20 protein-coding genes are annotated in these 18,135 nt (G+C 66.2%); 3 read left to right on the top strand and 17 right to left on the bottom strand.

All coding sequences use genetic code 11. The annotated features are described in order from the left end of the window. Positions 1-9: 9 nt before the first annotated feature. From rplS to ffh, 5 genes are all read right to left on the bottom strand, one after another. Entirely contained in the window at positions 10-384 is a 375-nt protein-coding gene (rplS, locus tag ACDC67_RS00955; RefSeq protein ID WP_376689965.1) for a 50S ribosomal protein L19, read from the bottom strand. 101 nt (positions 385-485) lie between these two features. Next, positions 486-1,235, bottom strand: coding sequence for a tRNA (guanosine(37)-N1)-methyltransferase TrmD (trmD, locus tag ACDC67_RS00950; RefSeq protein WP_376689964.1), 750 nt, complete (start codon positions 1,233-1,235; stop codon positions 486-488). 4 nt (positions 1,236-1,239) lie between these two features. Next, entirely contained in the window at positions 1,240-1,758 is a 519-nt protein-coding gene (gene rimM, locus ACDC67_RS00945; RefSeq protein ID WP_376689963.1) for a ribosome maturation factor RimM, read from the bottom strand. A gap of 4 nt (positions 1,759-1,762) precedes the next feature. Continuing rightward, positions 1,763-2,020, bottom strand: a complete 258-nt coding sequence (gene rpsP / locus ACDC67_RS00940) for a 30S ribosomal protein S16 (RefSeq protein ID WP_376689962.1) — start codon at positions 2,018-2,020, stop codon at positions 1,763-1,765. Between the two features lie 103 nt (positions 2,021-2,123). Further along, complete coding sequence (gene ffh, locus ACDC67_RS00935) at positions 2,124-3,494, bottom strand: signal recognition particle protein (RefSeq protein ID WP_376689961.1); 1,371 nt, start codon at positions 3,492-3,494, stop codon at positions 2,124-2,126. A gap of 68 nt (positions 3,495-3,562) precedes the next feature. Between ffh and ACDC67_RS00930 the strand changes: the two genes are divergently transcribed. Both ACDC67_RS00930 and ACDC67_RS00925 read left to right on the top strand, forming a co-directional pair. Beyond that, positions 3,563-4,390, top strand: coding sequence for a cytochrome C assembly family protein (locus ACDC67_RS00930; RefSeq protein ID WP_376689960.1), 828 nt, complete (start codon positions 3,563-3,565; stop codon positions 4,388-4,390). 4 nt (positions 4,391-4,394) lie between these two features. After that, on the top strand, positions 4,395-5,651 hold the full coding sequence (locus tag ACDC67_RS00925; RefSeq protein WP_376689959.1) for an HlyC/CorC family transporter: 1,257 nt from the start codon (positions 4,395-4,397) through the stop codon (positions 5,649-5,651). Position 5,652: 1 nt separating this feature from the next. Here the strand turns inward: ACDC67_RS00925 and ACDC67_RS00920 are convergent, their stop codons facing one another. After that, a complete protein-coding gene (locus tag ACDC67_RS00920; RefSeq protein WP_376689958.1) occupies positions 5,653-7,692 on the bottom strand; it encodes a translocation/assembly module TamB domain-containing protein in 2,040 nt (679 codons plus the stop codon). Between ACDC67_RS00920 and ACDC67_RS00915 the strand changes: the two genes are divergently transcribed. Then, positions 7,677-8,444 carry a response regulator gene (locus ACDC67_RS00915; protein WP_376689957.1) on the top strand — a complete coding sequence of 256 codons (768 nt, stop codon included), beginning with the start codon at positions 7,677-7,679 and terminating at the stop codon, positions 8,442-8,444. The genes ACDC67_RS00920 and ACDC67_RS00915 overlap by 16 nt on opposite strands. Before the next feature lie 9 nt (positions 8,445-8,453). Here the strand turns inward: ACDC67_RS00915 and pdxJ are convergent, their stop codons facing one another. From pdxJ to ACDC67_RS00860, 11 genes are all read right to left on the bottom strand, one after another. Then, a complete protein-coding gene (pdxJ, locus tag ACDC67_RS00910; RefSeq protein ID WP_376689956.1) occupies positions 8,454-9,176 on the bottom strand; it encodes a pyridoxine 5'-phosphate synthase in 723 nt (240 codons plus the stop codon). Beyond that, a complete protein-coding gene (gene recO, locus ACDC67_RS00905; protein ID WP_376689955.1) occupies positions 9,173-9,904 on the bottom strand; it encodes a DNA repair protein RecO in 732 nt (243 codons plus the stop codon). Before recO ends, pdxJ begins: the two co-directional genes overlap by 4 nt. Positions 9,905-9,909: 5 nt before the next feature. After that, positions 9,910-10,809 (bottom strand): GTPase Era, encoded by a 900-nt coding sequence (gene era, locus ACDC67_RS00900; protein WP_376689954.1) that lies wholly within the window; start codon positions 10,807-10,809, stop codon positions 9,910-9,912. 4 nt (positions 10,810-10,813) lie between these two features. Further along, positions 10,814-11,548: a ribonuclease III gene (gene rnc, locus ACDC67_RS00895; RefSeq protein ID WP_376689953.1), complete on the bottom strand. Its 735-nt coding sequence runs from the start codon at positions 11,546-11,548 to the stop codon at positions 10,814-10,816. Beyond that, entirely contained in the window at positions 11,526-11,894 is a 369-nt protein-coding gene (locus ACDC67_RS00890) for a DUF4845 domain-containing protein (protein ID WP_376689952.1), read from the bottom strand. Before ACDC67_RS00890 ends, rnc begins: the two co-directional genes overlap by 23 nt. 36 nt (positions 11,895-11,930) lie before the next feature. Then, a complete protein-coding gene (lepB, locus tag ACDC67_RS00885; protein ID WP_376689951.1) occupies positions 11,931-12,719 on the bottom strand; it encodes a signal peptidase I in 789 nt (262 codons plus the stop codon). 4 nt (positions 12,720-12,723) lie between these two features. After that, entirely contained in the window at positions 12,724-14,529 is a 1,806-nt protein-coding gene (gene lepA, locus ACDC67_RS00880; RefSeq protein ID WP_376689950.1) for a translation elongation factor 4, read from the bottom strand. Positions 14,530-14,637: 108 nt separating this feature from the next. Further along, the gene (locus tag ACDC67_RS00875; RefSeq protein ID WP_376689949.1) at positions 14,638-16,047 is read right to left on the bottom strand and encodes a DegQ family serine endoprotease; all 1,410 of its coding nucleotides are present in this window, start codon (positions 16,045-16,047) and stop codon (positions 14,638-14,640) included. A 22-nt stretch (positions 16,048-16,069) separates the two neighbouring features. Beyond that, on the bottom strand, positions 16,070-16,528 hold the full coding sequence (locus ACDC67_RS00870; RefSeq protein ID WP_376689948.1) for a SoxR reducing system RseC family protein: 459 nt from the start codon (positions 16,526-16,528) through the stop codon (positions 16,070-16,072). A gap of 9 nt (positions 16,529-16,537) precedes the next feature. Then, positions 16,538-17,533, bottom strand: coding sequence for a MucB/RseB C-terminal domain-containing protein (locus tag ACDC67_RS00865; protein ID WP_376689947.1), 996 nt, complete (start codon positions 17,531-17,533; stop codon positions 16,538-16,540). A gap of 4 nt (positions 17,534-17,537) precedes the next feature. Further along, a complete protein-coding gene (locus tag ACDC67_RS00860) occupies positions 17,538-18,134 on the bottom strand; it encodes a sigma-E factor negative regulatory protein (protein ID WP_376689946.1) in 597 nt (198 codons plus the stop codon). Position 18,135: the final 1 nt, after the last annotated feature.

Here is an 18,135-nt window from a genome sequence, read left to right as displayed (position 1 = left end):
TTGTCCGGTTCAGGCGCTGGCGCGCTTGCGCCCCGAGCCCGAAAGCTTTTCCTTGATTCGAGCCGCCTTGCCTTCCAGGTTGCGCAGGTAGAAGAGCTTGGCGCGACGCACCTTGCCCTTGCGCTTGACCGTGATCGACTCGATCAGCGGGCTGTAGGTCTGGAAGACGCGTTCGACACCGGTGCCGTGCGATACCTTGCGAACGGTAAAGGCCGAGTTCACGCCGCGGTTGCGCTTGGCGATGCACACGCCCTCGAAGGCCTGTACACGCTGGCGATCCCCCTCGCGAACCCAGAGGTTGACCACGATCGTGTCGCCCGCCGCGAATTCCGGAATCTCGCGTTCGGTCTGTTCCTTGTTGATCTCGTCGATGATATTGCTCATGACTGCTTGTTCCCGATTGCGCATTGACTTGAGCGCGTCTACTGAGCGCGCGCTTTATTGCCCCACCCGGGGCAGACAAGCCGGCAATTGTAACCGTTTTTTCAGTTCTTGTCTCGCCCCGCTTTGGAAAATTCCGCCATTGCCGCCTCATCCGCCGCATCGAGTCCGCGCTCGCCCAGCAGATCGGGGCGTCGCAGGCGCGTGCGCTCGATCGCCTGCGCAAGCCGCCAGCGCGCGATGCGCGCGTGATCGCCGCTGCGCAGAACTTCCGGCACGTCGCGCCCGCGCCAGGATTCCGGGCGCGTGTAGTGCGGGCAGTCGAGCAAGCCTTCGGAGAAGGAATCCTGCTGCGCCGAAAGTTCATGGCCAAGAACCCCGGGCAGCAGTCGGATCACCGCGTCGATCATGACCGCCGCCGCAGGCTCGCCGCCGGAGAGCACGAAGTCACCGATCGACCACTCCTCGTCGACCAGGGCGTCCATCACGCGCTCATCGATGCCCTCGTAACGCCCGCACACGAGAATCAGGCGCTCGCGCTGCGCCAGCTCCTGCACCGCGGCCTGATCCAGTCTACGGCCCTGGGGGCTGAGGCAGCCGACGCGCGCTCCGGGATCACCGCCGCGCGCCGACTCGATCGCCTGCGCCAGCGGCTCGGGCCGCATCACCATACCCGGACCACCGCCATAAGGACGGTCATCGACGCTGCGATGAACGCCCTCGGCAAAGTCGCGCGGATTCCAGCACTGAAGTTCGACCGTGCCCTCGGCAATCGCCCGCCCGGTCAGGCCGAGTTGCCTCAGCGACTGAATCCAGTCGGGAAAAAGCGTGACCACGTCGATGCGCGAGAGCATGCGGTCAAACCGGCTCGGTCCATTCCAGCGGCCAGTCGACCGTGATGCGGCCGCCGGCCAGGTCGACGTCCTGCACGAACTCGCCGGTCACGAAGGGAATCAGAACGGTGCCGCCCTCCTCGCCCCGGATCTCGAGCACGTCGTGCGCGCCGGTCTCCTGCATCCGCTCGACCCGCCCATAGACGTGGCCCTGGAGGTTGACGACTTCCAGGCCGATCAGGTCGTGCCAGTAGTATTCGCCGGATTCGGGCTCCGGCAGGCTCGAACGGGCAACGCGAATGGTCTCGCGGCCAAGCGCGGCCGCTGCCTCGGGCGTGTCGACGCCGCGCAGCTTGACCACCAGGCGGGGGCCCGCCTGCTGCCACTGTTCGATTCCGAGGGGATCACCGCGCTCGCCGACGAGCCACGGCTGGTAGTCGAAAATGGCGACCGGCGGCCGGGTCTCGGACCACACCTTGACCCAGCCGCGCACACCCCAGGGGCCGTTGAATCGGCCGACGACGACCGATTCGTCCGGCGTCACCGGTTCAGGCCGCCGACTGGGCCCGGCGTGCTTCGTTGGCCAGATCGCGAACGCGCTCGGAAATCTGCGCGCCCTGCCCCAGCCAGTAGTCCACACGCTCGACATCGAGGCGCAGGCGCTCGTCCTGGCCACGCGCGACGGGGTTGAAGAACCCGAGCCGCTCGATGTTGCGACCGTCGCGGGAATTGCGACTGTCGGTTACGATGATTTGATAGAAGGGCTGCTTCTTGGCGCCGCCCCGGCTCATGCGGATCTTGACCATGTTCTCTCCTGAAACGCCTCGGAGCCGGTCATGGCCCCGCTGCTGCAATTGCTGAATTCGGCAAACCCGCAATTCTAGCGGATTCTTGCGGTATATGGAAGGGTTAAGGCATCCCGCCCCCGCCGCCGGGCATTCCCCCGGGCAGGCGCTTCATCATCTTGGCCATGGCGCCCTTGCTGCCGACTTTTTTCATCATCTTCTGCATCTGCTTGTGCTGCTTGAGCAGGCGATTGACGTCCTGGATCTGCAGACCCGAGCCGGTTGCGATTCGGCGCTTGCGCGAGCCCCTGATGATATCGGGATACCGGCGCTCCTTGGGCGTCATCGAGTTGATGATGGCGACCATGCGCCGGGTCTGGCGATCGTCGACCTGGGACTTCACCGCGTCGGGCAGATTGCCCATGCCCGGGAGCTTGTCCATCAAGGCCCCCATGCCGCCGAGCTTGTCCATCTGCTGCAGCTGATCACGGAAATCGTCCAGCCCGAAGCGCCGGCTGCCCTTGCCGACCTTGCCGGCCAGCTTCTTCGCCTGCTTCTGGTCGACCTTGCGCTCGACATCCTCGACCAGGCTTAGCACGTCGCCCATGCCGAGGATGCGCGAGGCAAGGCGATCGGGATGGAAAGGCTCGAGCCCGTCGATCTTCTCGCCCGTGCCGAGGAACTTGATCGGTGCGCCGGTGATGTGGCGGACCGACAACGCCGCCCCGCCGCGGGCATCACCATCGGTCTTGGTCAGCACCACGCCGGACAGCGGCAGCGCCTCGTGGAATGCTTTCGCGGTGTTGGCCGCGTCCTGGCCCGTCATCGCGTCGACCACGAACAGCACCTCGGCCGGATCGATCGCGGCGTGAACGCGGCGGATTTCGTCCATCATCGCCTCGTCGACCGCCAGGCGGCCGGCGGTGTCGAGGATCAGCACGTCGGCAAACTGCCTTCGGGCATGACCGACGGCATCGTCGGCGATACGCACCGGGTCGGCAAGCTCCGGGGAGCGGTAGAACCCGGCCTCGACCTGGCCGGCGAGGGTCTCGAGCTGGTCGATGGCCGCCGGACGGTAGACGTCGCAGCTGGCGAGCATCACCTTCTTGCCGTGACGCTCCTGGATGAGCTTGGCGAGCTTGCCGGCGGTGGTGGTCTTGCCCGCACCCTGGAGCCCGGCGAGCAGGATCACCACCGGAGGCTGGCGATCCAGGGCCAGCGGGGTCTGCTCGTCGCCCAGCACGTGCTTGAGCTCTTCGTGCACCACCTTGACCAGGGCTTGACCCGGCTTGAGGCTCCGGGTGACTTCCTGGCCCACGGCGCGATCCCCGACGCGCGCGATGAAGTCCTTGACCACGGGAAGGGCGACGTCGGCCTCGAGCAGCGCGACGCGAACCTCGCGTAGCGACTCACGAATATTGTCCTCGGTCAGCCGGCCGCGGCTCCTGAGCCGCTCGAGCGAACCGGAAAGTCTTTTGCTGAGCTGGTCGAACATGAGAATGCTTCTTACGAATCGGCTTTGACCCATTATACTGGGCCGAGGCCTAATTCAGTCGTCGATCCTTGGACAAGTCCGCCCTGCTCCACTTACTGCCCATCGTCATCTACCTGGGCGCCGCCGGCGACCTGGTTCTGGCCGAGCTGCGCGACCGACGGCAGTTCCGCTACTCCGGGCTGTTCTTCTCGGCGCTGGGCGCCGTGCTGCACGGCTTCGCCCTGTCCCATGCCATGGGCACGCCGGTCGGCCTGGACGCCAATTTCCTGAACATCCTGTCGCTGGCCGCTCTGCTGATCATGGCCACGCTGATCGTCACCGCCGTCGCATCGCGCGCCCCGGAGGCCCTGATCGTCGCCCTCCCGGGTGCCGCCGTGTGCGTGGCGCTGGGCTGGCTGGTACCGGTCGACGCGCTGGTGCTCGGCGACATCACGGCCACGACCCGGCTGCACATCGTCAGCTCGCTGCTGGCCTACAGCCTGTTGAGCATTGCCGCGATCAATGCCCTCATGCTGGCCGCCCAGGATTACGCACTGCGCCACCCGAGGATGGTGCGCCGGCTCGAGTTCCTGCCGCCGCTGACGGTGATCGAGACGATCATGTTCCGACTGATCCTCGCCGGCTGGCTGCTGCTCACACTCAGCCTCGCTTCCGGCCTGGCCTTCGTCGACAACTTCTTCGCCCAGCACCTGGTTCACAAGAGTGCGCTGTCGATCCTTTCCTGGCTGCTGTTCGGCATGCTTCTGCTGGGCCGCTGGCGGCTGGGCTGGCGCGGCCGGCGGGCGGTGCGATGGACGCTCATTGCAATGATGGTGCTGGCGCTGGCCTACTTCGGCAGCAAGCTGGTTCTCGAGGTTTTCCTCGATCGCAGTTGGCAAACCCCGATGCGGGGCTGACGCCATGTCCGACGCCCCCCTGAGCGCCTTGTTCACGCTGTTGGCCGTACTGATCGTGCTGTCGGCGTTCTTCTCCAGCTCGGAGACCGGGCTGGTTGCCCTGAACCGCTATCGCATGCGCCACCATGCCAACAATGGTCATCGCGGAGCGCGCCTGGCGCAGCGCCTGCTGGCCAAGCCCGACCGGATGTTCGGGATCATTCTGCTGGGCAACAACATGGTCAACATCCTGGCCGCTTCGGTGTCGACCGTCATCGCCATCAGACTGCTGGGCGACTCGGGCATCCTGGCCTCGACCCTGGCGCTCACGGCGGTGATCCTGGTGTTCGCCGAAGTCGCACCCAAGACCCTGGCCGCGCTCAAGCCCGAACGCATCGCCTACCCGGCCAGCTACGTGCTGGTTCCCCTGCTGAAACTGCTCTACCCGGCGGTGTGGGTGGTCAACCTGCTGGCGGCCACCCTGTTGCGCCCCTTCGGCGCCCACAAGGCCGGTAGCGGCCAGGACTCCATCAGTCGCGAGGAACTGCGCAGCCTGGTCAAGGAAGGCGGACGGCACATTTCGCTCGACCACCGCCAGATGCTGATCAACATCCTCGATCTCGAACACGGCTCGGTCGACGATGTCATGGTGCCGCGCCAGGACATCGTGGGCATCGACCTGGACGCGGACTGGGACGAAATCCTGCAAACCCTCGAGACCAGCATCTACACGCGCCTGCCCGTATGGCGCGGCGACCTCGACAACATGGTCGGTTTGCTGCACATCCGCTCCGCGCTGCCGGGCCTCACCCAGGGCCGGCTGGATCGGGCCGTCCTGGAGAAGGCTGTTCGTTCGGCCTATTTCGTGCCGGAAGGGACGCCGCTGACGCAGCAACTGCTCGAGTTCCAGACCCGCGAACGCCGCCTCGGGCTGGTTGTCGACGAGTACGGCGACATCCAGGGCCTGATCACTCTCGACGACATTCTCGAGGAGATCGTGGGCGAGTTCACCAGCGAGCGCGGCAACCGGCAGCGCCTGGTCCGAAAGCTCGAAAACGGCGACTGGATCGTCGACGGCGGCGCCAGCTTGCGCATGCTCAACCGCCGCTACGACTGGCAACTGCCGATTACCGGCGCCAAGACCCTCAACGGCCTGATCCTGGAGCACCTCGAATCACTGCCCGACGGCCGCACCAGCCTGCGCATCGGTCGCCACATTTTCACCATCGTCGACATGGTCGACAAGCGCATCCGGAAGGTTCAGGTCAGGCAGGTTCGGTAATTCAGCCCTGCGTCATCGCCACCAACTGCGCCACCAGTCGCGGCCAGTCGATCAGGCGGCGATGACCGACCACGTCGAGGTGGGGCAGACCACGGCCCTCGACGATATAGAAGCCGCCCGATTCATGCGGCGCCACGCCGTCGATGTGGCAGATGTTGCGGTCGAGCCGGCACGCCAGCCCGGCGCGGCGATAGGGGAACTCCTCGAACATGCGCAGCACGGTCGCTCCGATGGCCGCCGCGCCGCCGCCCAGGCGGGACAGGTTTTCCACCGCGCGCTGGCTGATTCTCCGGCGCGGCGCATCCTCGTGCGTGAACAGGCGGGCGTCCATGGCCACCGGCCGCCAGTCGAGCAGCCGCAGGTCGCGCATCCAGCCCGAGAGCTCCCCTTCCATGTGTCCGATATCGAAGGCACCGGTCAGCTCGGCCAGGTCGAGCCGGTCGATCTCGACCTGGGCCGCCAGTGCCGGCAGCGAGCCGAAGGGGCGCTCGATGACCAGCTCGCTCAGCCGAATGCCGCCGGAAAACGCCGTCACGTCGATTCCGCCGGAAAACGTGATCCGGTCGCCGCCGAACTGTATGCCCGGAAACTGCCCGGACAGGGCGCCGCCAAACACCGGGAAGCCCAGCATCCGGGTCAGATCCGCCAGGTCGAGCGGCTCGATGCGCGCATCCAGCAAGACCGACGGCGTGGCGGCGTTCTGCTCGGCGATTTCGAGACGGTCGATGACCACGGCTCCGTCGAGTAGCGGCAGCCGCAGGGGCTGTTCGAGCCCCCAGTCGGCCGGCGCCCCGCCGGCAACCAGCCGCGACGCCCCGAACACCAGGCTGAAAAGCTCCAGGCCCTCCCAGGCCAGATCGGCCTCGAATGTCTCCGATCCACGAAGAACGCGACCGGCCATCTCCTCGAGCGCAATTCTTCCGGCCGAATCACGCACGCTGAATCCTTCCAGCCCGAGCGACAGCGACTCGAGTCGACCGGAAGCCCATGCCGCGGAGACCGTGATCGTGCCCGCGGTCTCGAGGTCTCCGAAGCCCCTTGCGGCGGCCGGTCCGTCGCCCCAGCGCCGCCATGCCCCGGGCAGGTCGAAGCGTGCCCGATCGAGGCTCATCCGGGCCAGGTGCCATGCTCCGGAAGCGGCGTCCGACTCGATCCGCAGGGCGCCCTGCGCTTCGACCAGGCCGCCGTCGTCCAGGGTCATGCCGCTCAGCTCGACGTGGCTGCCGACCTCGAACTCACCGGACACGTCGAGGGCCAGGGGCCTGTCCGGGGGCGGCAGGTAGACGGGGCCGGCCAGGATCTCGCCGTCGCGCTGGTCCAGGTCGAACGAAAAGTCGATCGCTTGACCCCCGCCGAGGCCGTTCACCACGCCCGAGACGGCAAGCGCCAGGCCGGCGGCTGCGATCCGGCCATCGCGCCGGTCGAAGCCGGCCTGTTCGAAGTCCAGCTCGAAACGGAGTCTTTCGTCAGCGAGCTCGATCGAACCATCCGCCCGACCCTCGAGCACGCTCAGATCCAGCGCCGAGAGCAGGCCGGCCGGTAGCGCTGAAAGATCCAGGTCTTCCAGGCGCAACGCCGCTTCAAGCGATTGCTCGCCCGGCCACTGCAGCCGGCCCGACAGGCCGTGCCCCTCGAGTTGAAAGGTCATGCCGCTGCCGCGCTCGGGCTCGCCGATCCGTCCCGCCAGGCTCTCGCCACCGCCATCCGGACGCCATTCGAAGCGACCGTCGGCGCAGCTAGGGCGGCCCTGCCGGAATCCACCGTCGGCGCATTCGACGCCGAGCCCGCCACGCAGGCCCGCGACCTCCAGGCCGGCCACGTCGATCTGCCACCGCAGACCGCCCGGCGCCTCCTGCGCCGGAGCGATCATCAGCGCCGCCGACTGCCACTCGACGGCGCCGGCCCGACCCGCCTGCGACTCGAGCGTGAGGCGGCTACCCCCGGCGGCCGCCGATCCCTCGGCCAGAAGGATCAGCGCCAGCAGCGCGGTTTTTCCGACCGCCCGCCTCGGGTAAGATGAAAACCATGGAATCCGAAGCATCACGCTACTCGATCGACAGCCTGGCCGTGCTGGTGGTCGACGACCACCGCATCAACCGTGAGTTTCTCGGCACGGGGCTGAGCCGGATGGTCGATCGGGTGGTGCTGGCCGAGGACGGCCCCGAGGCGGTCGAGCTTTGCGAACGCGAAGTTTTCGACGTGATTCTCATGGATCTGCACATGCCGCGCATGGATGGGCTGGCCACGGCCAACAGAATACGCGATCTCGACACCCGTTCGGCCCACGCCCAGATCGTGGCGCTGACCGCGGACGCACGGCCGGAAGAGCGAATGCGGCTGCTCGAAGCGGGATTCGACGATTACCTCAACAAGCCGATCAGCATTCCCGACCTGGTTCAGTCCATCGAGGCCCTGTTCAACCCCGGCGCCCGCCGCCTCCCGCGCGAACAACCGGCGGCGCCCACCCAGCTGCTCGACCGCAGCCGCGCCCTGGCGGCCGCCAACGGCGATACCGCCTTGGCGGAACGACTGCAGGACATGCTTTCGCGCGAACTGGACGAAAAACTGCCGGAGCTCGACCGGATGATCGCGACACGTGCCTACGACGACGCCGCCGAACTGCTGCACCAGTGGGCGGGCGCCGGCGGCTATGCCGGCGCCACGCGCATGACGCAGGCTTGCCGCATGCTGCGCCAGCGCCTGCTGTCCGGGCTCGACAGCTCGCCGGGCACCTCCTACCTCAATTTCCTGCGAATCGCCCACGCCACGCGGCACTGCCTGCGCCACGTCTGAGAACGGCGGTCAATTCTCGCCAATCAACTGCCGCATCTCCCGTACGGCGGCATCGAGCCCCGTAAAGATCGCGCGCGAGACGATGGCGTGGCCGATATTGAACTCGGCAATGCCGTCGATGCCGGCCACCGGGCGGATGTTGTGGTAATCGAGCCCATGCCCGGCGTTGACGACCAGGCCAAGCTGTCGTCCGGTCTCGACGGCAGCTTTCAGCCGGGACAGCTCGTTGGCCGCCGCCCGCCCCCGGGCCTCGGCATATGCGCCCGTATGCAGTTCGACCACCGGCGCGCCCACGGCGACTGCCAGCTCCAGTTGCCCGGGATCGGGATCGATGAACAGGCTGACGCGAACTCCGGCCGCCGCCAGACGCTCGCAGGCCGCGGCAATCCGCTCTCGGCCGGCGCCGATGTCGAGACCGCCTTCGGTGGTCAGCTCTTCGCGCCGTTCCGGCACGAAGCAGACGTCGCTCGGCCGCAGCTGCTCGGCCAGGGCGATCATTTCATCGGTGACGGCCAGCTCCAGGTTCATCCGCGTGCCGATGACCGTCGACAGCAAGCGGACATCTTCGTCCTGGATATGCCGCCGATCCTCGCGCAGGTGAATCGTGATGGCATCGGCTCCGGCCTGCTCGGCGGCGAGGGCGGCCTGCACGACCGAGGGATGGTGCCCCTTGCGGGCCTGTCTCAGCGTGGCGACGTGATCGATATTGACGCCCAGCAGGGCCTGGCTCATGACTCGTTTCCTCCTGTCTTGCGGGTTGTCGAACCGGACAACAGCCGGCGCGTGGCCAGCTCGCGACCGGCGAGGTGATGGTCGATCAGCATGCGCATCAGCTCGCGCATTTCGCGCGCGGTTTCGCGGTCGTCGGTCTCTCCGAGCGCCAGCGCCCGAACGACGCTGCCGCGAAACACCCCGCGGCCGGGACGCTCAACCGGCACGAAGCCTGCTTCCGGCTGCAGATGATACAGCCCCTCGGGCGAGATGGCTTCGCCGCTGGCCGCATCGAAGGCGAAATCCGGCGCCACCCCCATCCCCTCGAGCAAAGCGCGCTCGAAACGCCGAAGAAGCAGCGATTGCGGCACCTCGCCGCGCGCCAGGCCGTCGAAGACACGGCCGCAGGCGTCGAAGACTTCTGGGTGTGGATCGTCGCGTTCGAGCAAGCGCAGCAGCAGTTCGTTGACGTAGAGCCCGCACCAGAGCGCGCGGCCGGAAAGAGCCTGCCGCGGGCCGTTGGATTCGAGGCCGGTCAGGGTTCCCATTTCGCCGCGCCGGGACCAGGACGCGACCAGGGGCGTGAACGGCTCGGCCAGCCCGCGCCAGGCCGAACGTGCCGAGCGGGCGCCCTTGGCCACCAGGCCGACGCGACCGTATTCACGGGCAAAGAACTCGATCAGCAGGCTCGATTCGCGCCAGGGGCGGCGATGGACAACCCAACCCGGCTGCTGCTCGGCCCGGACCATGGCGCTCAGGCGTCGCGGCTGTAACCGAGCTCGTCGAGCGCGCTCTCGTCGTCCATCCAGTCGGTGCGCGTCTTGACGTGCATCTCCAGGTGCACGCGCTCGCCGAAGAGCTCGGCAATCGCCAGGCGCGCACGCGTACCCACACGTTTGAGCACCTGGCCGCCCTTGCCGATGACCATGCCCTTGTGCCGATCGCTGGCGACGAGGATCAACGCGTCGATCTCCAGGCGCGAAGGCATGCGCTCGAATCGCTCGATGACCACGGTCGCGCCGTAGGGAATCTCCTGGTGAAGCTGCAGCATCAGCTGCTCGCGCACCAGTTCGGCGGCCAGGAAGCGTTCGGACTTGTCGGTGAACAGGTCGGGCTCGAAGACCGGCTCGGCCTCGGGCAGGTGCCTGAAAACCTCCTCGAGCAGATCTTCGAGTCCCTCCTTCTTCTGGCCCGAGAGGTAGACGACCGCGTCGAACTGGACCAGCGCGGTCAACTCGGCGGTTTTCTCGAGCAGGCGGCCGCGATTGTCGAGCAGGTCGATCTTGTTGAACGCCAGGATCCTGGGAACATCCAGCTGCCCGACCATGTCCAGCACCATCCGGTCTTCATCCGTCCAGCCGGTGGCATCGACCAGCATGACGATCAGGTCCACCCCCAGACGCGTATCGGCCGCCACCCGGTTGAGACGACGATTGAGTGCGTGGTCTCGCCGCCGGTGCAGTCCCGGCGTGTCGACGAATACCACCTGACCCTGCTCGCGCGTGACGATGCCGGTGATGCGGTGGCGGGTCGTCTGGGGCTTGTGCGTAACGATCGCCACGCGTTCGCCCACCAGGGCATTCAGCAGAGTCGATTTGCCGGCGTTGGGGCGGCCCAGAAGGGCCACGTAGCCACTGTGTTTGGCGGAATTCATTCGGTCAGCCTTCGTTGTCTTTCGTGGCCGAAGCGCGGCCGCCGCGCGTAAACAGGGTCTCGAGCCTGTCGTGCATCAACCGTGCGGCGGCCTGCTCGGCCTTGCGCCGACTAGCCGCTTCGGCCCGCACCGGGTCGACGAGCGAGCCGGCCCGGCACTCGACCTCGAAGCGCTTGGCGTGATCGGCGCCTGACTCGGCCATGACGTGGTATTCGGGCAGATCGTAGCCGCGCCCCTGCAACAGCTCCTGCAGCCGGGTCTTGGGATCCTTGAGGCTGTCGGCGTCCGGCAGGTCGGCGAGCCGATCGGAAAAAAGTTCGCGGATGACGCGACGAGCCTCGGGGAAACCACCGTCGAGAAAGATCGCGCCGATCAGCGCCTCGACCACGTCGGCCAGGATCGACTCGCGCAGGAAACCGCCGCTCTTGAGCTCGCCCACGCCCAGGCGCAGGTGATCGCCCAGGCGCAGTTCGCTGGCCAGGCGGGCCAGCGTGACGTCGCGAACCAGCCGCGAACGCAACCGGCTCAGGTCACCCTCGGCCGCGTGGGGTCGCGCATGGAAGAGCTGCTCGGCGATGACCATGCTCAGCAGGCTGTCACCCAGGAACTCCAGGCGCTCGTAATGGCCCGGCCCGAAACTGCGGTGCGTGAGCGCCTGCTCGAGCAGGCCGACATCGTCAAACCGGTAATCGATGCCGGGAATTCGGTCGATGCGATCAGTTGCGGAGCGTTTCGGCACTTTTGAAACGGATGAGCGCATCGATATTGCCGATCAGGTGTTGTTGAACTTCGTATTGAACGACGAGCTGAACCTGGTCACCACGCTCGATCGTGATGTGCTGCGGCTCGACGTAATCCACGTAGCTCACACCCAGGCGGCGGATCAGGTCCCGGCGGATGGTATTGGGCGCCTTGTTGGCCGATCCCGGCTCGGAAGCCACGGCCTTGACTTCACTCGATACCGACATGTGGTTGAGATACACGGGAACCAGCTTGATGCCGATATAGGTAAAGAAGAGAACCAGAACAAGAACGAACATGAAGCCGAGCAGGCTCAGCCCGCGCTGGTTAGGCATTGAATTCATTGTCGCTGATCCCTCTGTTTTTCGACGCCCGCTTGATTACTCGATTCTATCACCGATTCGTCCGAAGTCGACACAGCCACGCGAGCAGTCCCAGTGCATCCAGATACGGACCGCCTTCCCGACCAGGTTCGCCTCCGGAACGAACCCCCAGGAGCGGCTGTCGAGCGACTGGTCCCGGTTGTCGCCCATGACGAAGTAATGACCTTCGGGCACCGTGACCGAATCGACGCGCCCGTTGGGTCGGTCAGGATAGACGACGATGGGGTGTGGCTGGTCCGTGAGATGCTCCAGGCGCATGACCGGGCTGCTGCCGGGCGGATTGCGATTCAGTCCGACGCCCTCCCAGCGCCCCGCCGCTTCCTGCTCGATCGGCTCGCCGTTGATGTAGACCACCTTGTCGCGGTAAGTGACGGTGTCTCCGGGCAAGCCGACCACGCGCTTGATGTAGTTGATGCGCTCATCCTCGGGGAAACGGAACACGATCACGTCACCGCGTTCGGGATCGCCGGTTTCGACGATCTTGGTATTGAGCGCCGGCAAGCGCAGGCCGTATGCATACTTGTTGACGACGATGAAGTCGCCGATCCAAAGGGTCGGGATCATCGAGCCCGACGGAATCTTGAACGGCTCGAACAAGAACGACCGGAACACCAGCACAAGCACCAGGACGGGAAAGAGCGAACCGATGACCTCGACGCCCTTGTGCGCTCCCCGGGGCGCCTCCTCGCCGCTTTGGCGACGGCGGAACCAGAAACGCTCGACGAGCCAGAACACGGCCGTGACCAGCGTGAGCACGGTGAGAATGAGGGCGAAATCCAGATGCATTGTTCTATTTCTCCTGGTCGGTCCGCAGCACGGCCAGGAAGGCCTCCTGCGGAATCTCGATCTTGCCGACCTGCTTCATGCGCCGCTTGCCGGCTTTCTGCTTTTCGAGCAGCTTGCGCTTGCGACTGACGTCGCCGCCGTAGCACTTGGCGGTCACGTTCTTGCGGTAGGCCTTGACCGTCGAACGGGCAATGATATGCGAACCGACGGCGGCCTGGATGGCCACGTCGAACATCTGGCGCGGGATCAGCTCACGCATGCGATCGGCCAGTTCGCGCCCGCGGCGCTCGGCCTGGTCGCGATGCACGATGGTCGACAGCGCGTCGACTCTTTCGCCGTTGATCAGCAGATCCAGCCGCACGAACGGGCCGGCCTCGAATCTGAGGAAATCGTACTCGAACGACGCGAAGCCCCTCGAAACCGACTTGAGGCGGTCGAAGAAGTCCATCACCACTTCCGCCATCGGCAGGGCGTAGGTCAACTGAACCTGGCCACCGATGAAGCGCATGTCGCGCTGCTCACCGCGCTTTTCCTCGCACAGGCCGATGACGCCGCCCACGTAGTCCTGGGGAACGAGGATGTTGGCGAGAATGACCGGCTCGCGGACCTCGGAAATCTTGTTGGCCGGCGGCAGACCGGAGGGGTTGTCGAGCGAAACGATCTCGCCGTCGCTCAACTCGAGCTCGTAGATGACCGTCGGCGCGGTGGTGATGAGGTCGAGATCGTACTCGCGTTCGAGCCGCTCCTGCACGATCTCCATGTGGAGCATGCCGAGAAAACCGCAGCGGAAGCCGAAACCCAGCGCCATCGAGGTTTCAGGCTCGAACTGCAGGGCCGAATCGTTGAGCTGCAGCTTCTCCAGTGCCTCGCGCAGGTCGGGATAGTCGGAAGCGTCGATCGGAAAGATCCCGGCGAATACGCGCGGCTTCAACGGCTTGAAGCCCGGGAGCGGCTTGTCGGCCGGCGTTCGTGCGCTGGTGATGGTGTCACCCACCGGGGCCCCGTGAACCTCCTTGATGCCGGCGGAAATGAACCCAACCTGGCCGCAGCCCAGTGCATTGCGCGGGCTGCGCTTGGGCGTGAAGATCCCGATCTGGTCGGCCTGGTGCTCGTCGCCCAGGGACATCACGCGAATCTTTTCGCCCTTGCCGAGACGGCCTTCCTTGATTCGCACCAGCGAGTTGACGCCCAGATAGTTGTCGAACCAGGAGTCAATGATCAGGGCCTTCAGGGGCGCGTCGGACTTGTCCTCCGGCGGCGGGATGCGGCGCACCAGGGCCTCGAGGATCTCGCGCACGCCGTCACCGGTCTTGGCGCTGACCATCAGCGCGTCGGACGCGTCGATGCCGATGATGTCCTCGATCTGGTGCTTGACGCGTTCGGGGTCGGCCGCCGGCAGATCGATCTTGTTGATCACCGGAATGACTTCCAGGCCCTGCTCGACCGCCGTGTAGCAATTGGCCACGCTCTGGGCCTCGACCCCCTGGGCGGCGTCCACGACCAGCAGCGCGCCTTCGCAGGCGGCCAGGGAGCGCGAAACCTCGTAGGAGAAATCCACGTGCCCGGGCGTGTCGATGAAATTGAGCTGGTAGACCTGGCCGTCGTCGGCGTGATAATCGAGCGTGACGCTCTGCGCCTTGATGGTAATGCCGCGCTCGCGCTCGAGGTCCATCGAGTCGAGGACCTGCTCGGCCATCTCCCGTTCGGTCAGACCTTCGCAGACCTGGATGAAGCGATCGGCCAGGGTCGACTTGCCGTGGTCGACGTGGGCAATGATCGAGAAATTGCGAATTTGGCGGGTATCGGTCATCGGTCCTTCATCGGTGCGCAATCAGATCGCCCCCGCGGAATACGGGGGCGATCGCTGCTTCAAAGATCGTCGATTATACCGGCCCGACCGGGCCGACGACCAACGGGATCATTCCCCGTTACGGTCTTCCGGACGATAGGCCAGGAAAGCGGTTGCACCGTCAGCCTGCTGAACCAGCAGCGCAACCGTCCGTCCGGGCTCGATCTCGGAGACGATCCGGTCGAAGTCTTCCATGCTCTCGACCGGCTGGTTGTTGATCATCAGGATCAGCTGACCGCGGCGAATTCCGGCGCGGTAGGCGCCGTCGCTTTCGACATCCGCGATCACCACGGCCGCATCCGGGTCGCCGTAGCGACGGCGAAGCTCTTCGGAAAGCGGCTCGACGACCAGGCCCAGCGCATTCGAGGGCGTGACCTCACCGTCGCCATCCGGACCGCGCTCGTCCGCATCGGATTCGCGCTCGCCGAGCGTGACCTCAAGCGTCTGGCGCTCACCCCAGCGCCAGATGGTCAATTCGGCCTCGGTGCCGGGGCGTTCCATGCCGACCAGGGGCGGCAGCTCGGAGTGCCGGTCGATGGGCGTCTCGTCGAAGGCCAGGATCACGTCGCCGACCTCGATACCGGCCTCTTCCGCCGGGCTGCCGGGCTCGACCCGGTTGATCAATGCACCGGCGGGACGCTCCAGGCCCAGGGCGTCGGCCTGCTCGCGGCTGACGGCCTGCAGCTGGACGCCCAGGAACCCGCGCGCCACGGTCCCGGTATCGAGCAACTGCTCGATGGAATTCTGCGCCACCTCGCTGGGAATCGAGAACGACAGGCCGATGTTGCCGCCGTGCGAACTCAGGATCCAGGAATTGATGCCGACGACCTTGCCCTCGGTGCTGATCAGGGGGCCGCCGGAGTTGCCGCGGTTGATTGCCACGTCGGTCTGGATGAAGGGCACGTACTGCTGGCGAGCGCCCTGGCTCCTGCCCTTGGCGCTGATGATGCCGGCGGCCACCGACTGCTCGAACTGGAACGGCGAGCCGATTGCGATGACCCACTCACCGGGCTTGAGCGGCTCGGTCGATCCGAAATCCAGTGTCGGAAGGTCGTCGGCGTCGATGCGCAGCAGCGCGATATCGGTCTCGGCGTCGGAGCCGACCAGCTCGGCTTCGAACTCCCGCCGATCGGACAGACGAACGATGATCTCGTCAGCCTCGTCGATGACGTGGTGATTGGTAACGATCAGGCCGTCGGAATCGATGATGAAGCCGGAGCCACCCCCCATGCGATCGGGCTGCCCGCGACGGCCGTACGGCTCGTCGAAGAAGCGACGGAAGAACTCGGGCATGTCTTCCGGCATGCGGCTGTCGTCTTCCGACGCCTCGTCGGGGCGCGTACCGAAACGCGTGGTCTCGATATTGACGACGGCGGGAATCGAGTCCTCGACCAAGCCCGTGAAGTCAGGTTGGGCATGGAGCGGCTGGACGAACAGCGCCAAAAGAAGGATCGCGGTTGCCTTGAGTGTGCTTTGCATAGTGAGCAGTTCCTCTGCTGTTTTAGCTGAAGGATGATTTGGTGTCGCTATCCGTGCATGACAAGCGCTCGACGGCGGGGTTCCATGCCGGCCGAAGCCTGCCCGACACCCGTCCGGCCGCCAGCATGAAGCCGGCCAGGCCGAGCGCGAGCGCGGCCAGGTCACGATAGGCCGCCTCGGGCACCACGGCCTGGCCGACGACGGCACCGGCAAGAAATCCGGCCAAAGGCAGACCGTAATGCAGGCTTGCCGCGCGCGCGAGCTGCTTCGGATCGATACCGACGCGCACCCAGTCGCTGTCGGACAGCGCCGGGCGGGCGGGGACGACGATCCGGGTCTCACCCCGGCTGAAGAGTCGTGCCAGAGCGCCGGCGCCGCAGCCGTTGCCGCGCGCGCAGCGTCGGCAGTTTTCCGGCGGCGAGATGACAAGCGTCAATCGCTCGGCGTCACGGGCGACCACGCGGGCGATCTGCCAGATCATGCCGGCCGGTCAGCGACGCGACGGCAGGCGGCTGGTGCGGCGCAGCTGGCGGCCGACGAATTCGACCGTGGCGGCCGGCACCTCGCCGACGACCGTGAATAGCCGGCCACCGCCCTGCGTGGTGTAGACGTGAACCGGCCCCATCGTTTCCACGCGCCCGGCCATGGCGTCACTGCCGGCTCGCTCGACGTAGATCGAAAAGCTCGACAGGCCGTCGCTGTAGAGGAGATGCTCGAATTCGCTGCCGTCGGGCCCGCGTCCCTTGCCGGCATTGGCCAGACGAAATCCGCGCGGCACGCGCGGACGTACCGTAACCGGACCGGCAACCGAGCCGGCCGGCTGCATCGACTCATCGATCGACTCGGTGGAGACCTCGTTGCCGACGAGGCTCGGCTCCAGCTCCGAATCGGTAATCTTGGCGCCCAGGTCCAGGGACGTGAACGAAAGCTGCTGCAGCTGCTCGCCGTCGTGGTCGATCAGCGCGTAGCGAAGCAGCATGCCGGTGCGCTCCTCGAGCCACAGGCGTGAACCGTAGCGGTAGGCATCGCGCGGCTGGATATGGATGATGCGCGCCATCATGTCGGCCACGCGCTCACGCCCGCCCAGGGACATCCGGTAGCCGGATTCCGGCCCCAGCAAGCGATTGACCGGCAGCGACGGCAGCAGACGCCCGGCCAGCTGGCTTTCGAGCATCATGGGCTCGTCTCCGGGCAACACACAGCGCACGCTGTCGCCGTTGCGCAGCACTTCGCGCGGCACGCCATCGACGGAGTAGATGCGCTGTCGCACACCGTCGCTGTCGGCGCGATGGACGATGCGCAGGGTATCGACCCGGCCGTTTCGAACGTGAACAAGCGTGCCACGATAGTCGAGCGACTCGACGGCCCGGGCCATGCGGTCGAGCCAGTGCTGCACGCTGTCTTCCGCCCGGGCGGGCACGAGGGCGGTCAACACGATTCCGGCGATCAGGGTCGCCAGGATGCGATGGGGCAGCAGGGTCTGCATCGACTCAGGGTTCGCCCACCCGAGCTTCGACGCTGGGCGACGTCGCCTGCTCCTCGTCTTCATTCATGTCGGTCACGATCGGCACCCAGGACACGAAGCCGGTGCTGCCGGCCGCCTGGTGGTGGCGCATCACGTAACCGCTGATGCGCTGGCGCTGGGATCGGCGCTCCTCGGAGTAACTCACGGGCACCGCCGACTGATTGAACGGTTTGTCGAGTTCTGTTGGCCGGCTCACGAAGCCCGGCTCGTCGGACTGCGGCGCGGCCGCATCCTGCTGCTCGAGCATGCTGGCATTGATCCCGACGATGGCCATGACCGCCACGCTGGCAGCAATGGCGCTACCGGCCACCGGCCGCAGCAGTCGCGCGGACAAGCTGCGGCTGGGCGCCGGCTCGTCTTCCAGCGCCGCGGCAACGCGGCCGACCAGATCGCCCGTGACCAGGCGCTCCTGATGCAGACAGGCCCGCACGGTATGCAGGCGGTTCCAGCTGGCCTTCATGTCGGCGTCGCCGGCAAGTCGACGCAGCAGGAACTTGCGCCCCTTGCGGTCGAGTTCGCCGTCCATGAGGCTCGACAGGTTTTCCCGGCTTGATTCAGTCATG

It is taken from the genome of Wenzhouxiangella indolica (assembly GCF_042310355.1).
In the GTDB taxonomy this organism is placed as follows: Bacteria; Pseudomonadota; Gammaproteobacteria; order Xanthomonadales; family Wenzhouxiangellaceae; genus Wenzhouxiangella.
The sequence above is the reverse complement of the archived record's forward strand: the minus strand, read 5'-3'. Positions and strand labels throughout refer to the sequence as shown.

Coding starts and splice junctions, on each gene's coding strand:
- rpsP (WP_376689962.1), bottom strand. CDS start 2,020: ATGGTCAAGATCCGCATGAGCCGGGGCGGCGCCAAGAAGCAGCCCTTC.
- lepA (WP_376689950.1), bottom strand. CDS start 14,529: ATGACCGATACCCGCCAAATTCGCAATTTCTCGATCATTGCCCACGTC.
- rplS (WP_376689965.1), bottom strand. CDS start 384: ATGAGCAATATCATCGACGAGATCAACAAGGAACAGACCGAACGCGAG.
- ACDC67_RS00915 (WP_376689957.1), top strand. CDS start 7,677: ATGGAATCCGAAGCATCACGCTACTCGATCGACAGCCTGGCCGTGCTG.
- lepB (WP_376689951.1), bottom strand. CDS start 12,719: ATGCATCTGGATTTCGCCCTCATTCTCACCGTGCTCACGCTGGTCACG.
- ACDC67_RS00925 (WP_376689959.1), top strand. CDS start 4,395: ATGTCCGACGCCCCCCTGAGCGCCTTGTTCACGCTGTTGGCCGTACTG.
- trmD (WP_376689964.1), bottom strand. CDS start 1,235: ATGCTCTCGCGCATCGACGTGGTCACGCTTTTTCCCGACTGGATTCAG.
- recO (WP_376689955.1), bottom strand. CDS start 9,904: ATGGTCCGGGCCGAGCAGCAGCCGGGTTGGGTTGTCCATCGCCGCCCC.
- ffh (WP_376689961.1), bottom strand. CDS start 3,494: ATGTTCGACCAGCTCAGCAAAAGACTTTCCGGTTCGCTCGAGCGGCTC.
- ACDC67_RS00890 (WP_376689952.1), bottom strand. CDS start 11,894: ATGAATTCAATGCCTAACCAGCGCGGGCTGAGCCTGCTCGGCTTCATG.
- ACDC67_RS00870 (WP_376689948.1), bottom strand. CDS start 16,528: ATGATCTGGCAGATCGCCCGCGTGGTCGCCCGTGACGCCGAGCGATTG.
- ACDC67_RS00860 (WP_376689946.1), bottom strand. CDS start 18,134: ATGACTGAATCAAGCCGGGAAAACCTGTCGAGCCTCATGGACGGCGAA.
- ACDC67_RS00875 (WP_376689949.1), bottom strand. CDS start 16,047: ATGCAAAGCACACTCAAGGCAACCGCGATCCTTCTTTTGGCGCTGTTC.
- pdxJ (WP_376689956.1), bottom strand. CDS start 9,176: ATGAGCCAGGCCCTGCTGGGCGTCAATATCGATCACGTCGCCACGCTG.
- ACDC67_RS00865 (WP_376689947.1), bottom strand. CDS start 17,533: ATGCAGACCCTGCTGCCCCATCGCATCCTGGCGACCCTGATCGCCGGA.
- ACDC67_RS00920 (WP_376689958.1), bottom strand. CDS start 7,692: ATGCTTCGGATTCCATGGTTTTCATCTTACCCGAGGCGGGCGGTCGGA.
- era (WP_376689954.1), bottom strand. CDS start 10,809: ATGAATTCCGCCAAACACAGTGGCTACGTGGCCCTTCTGGGCCGCCCC.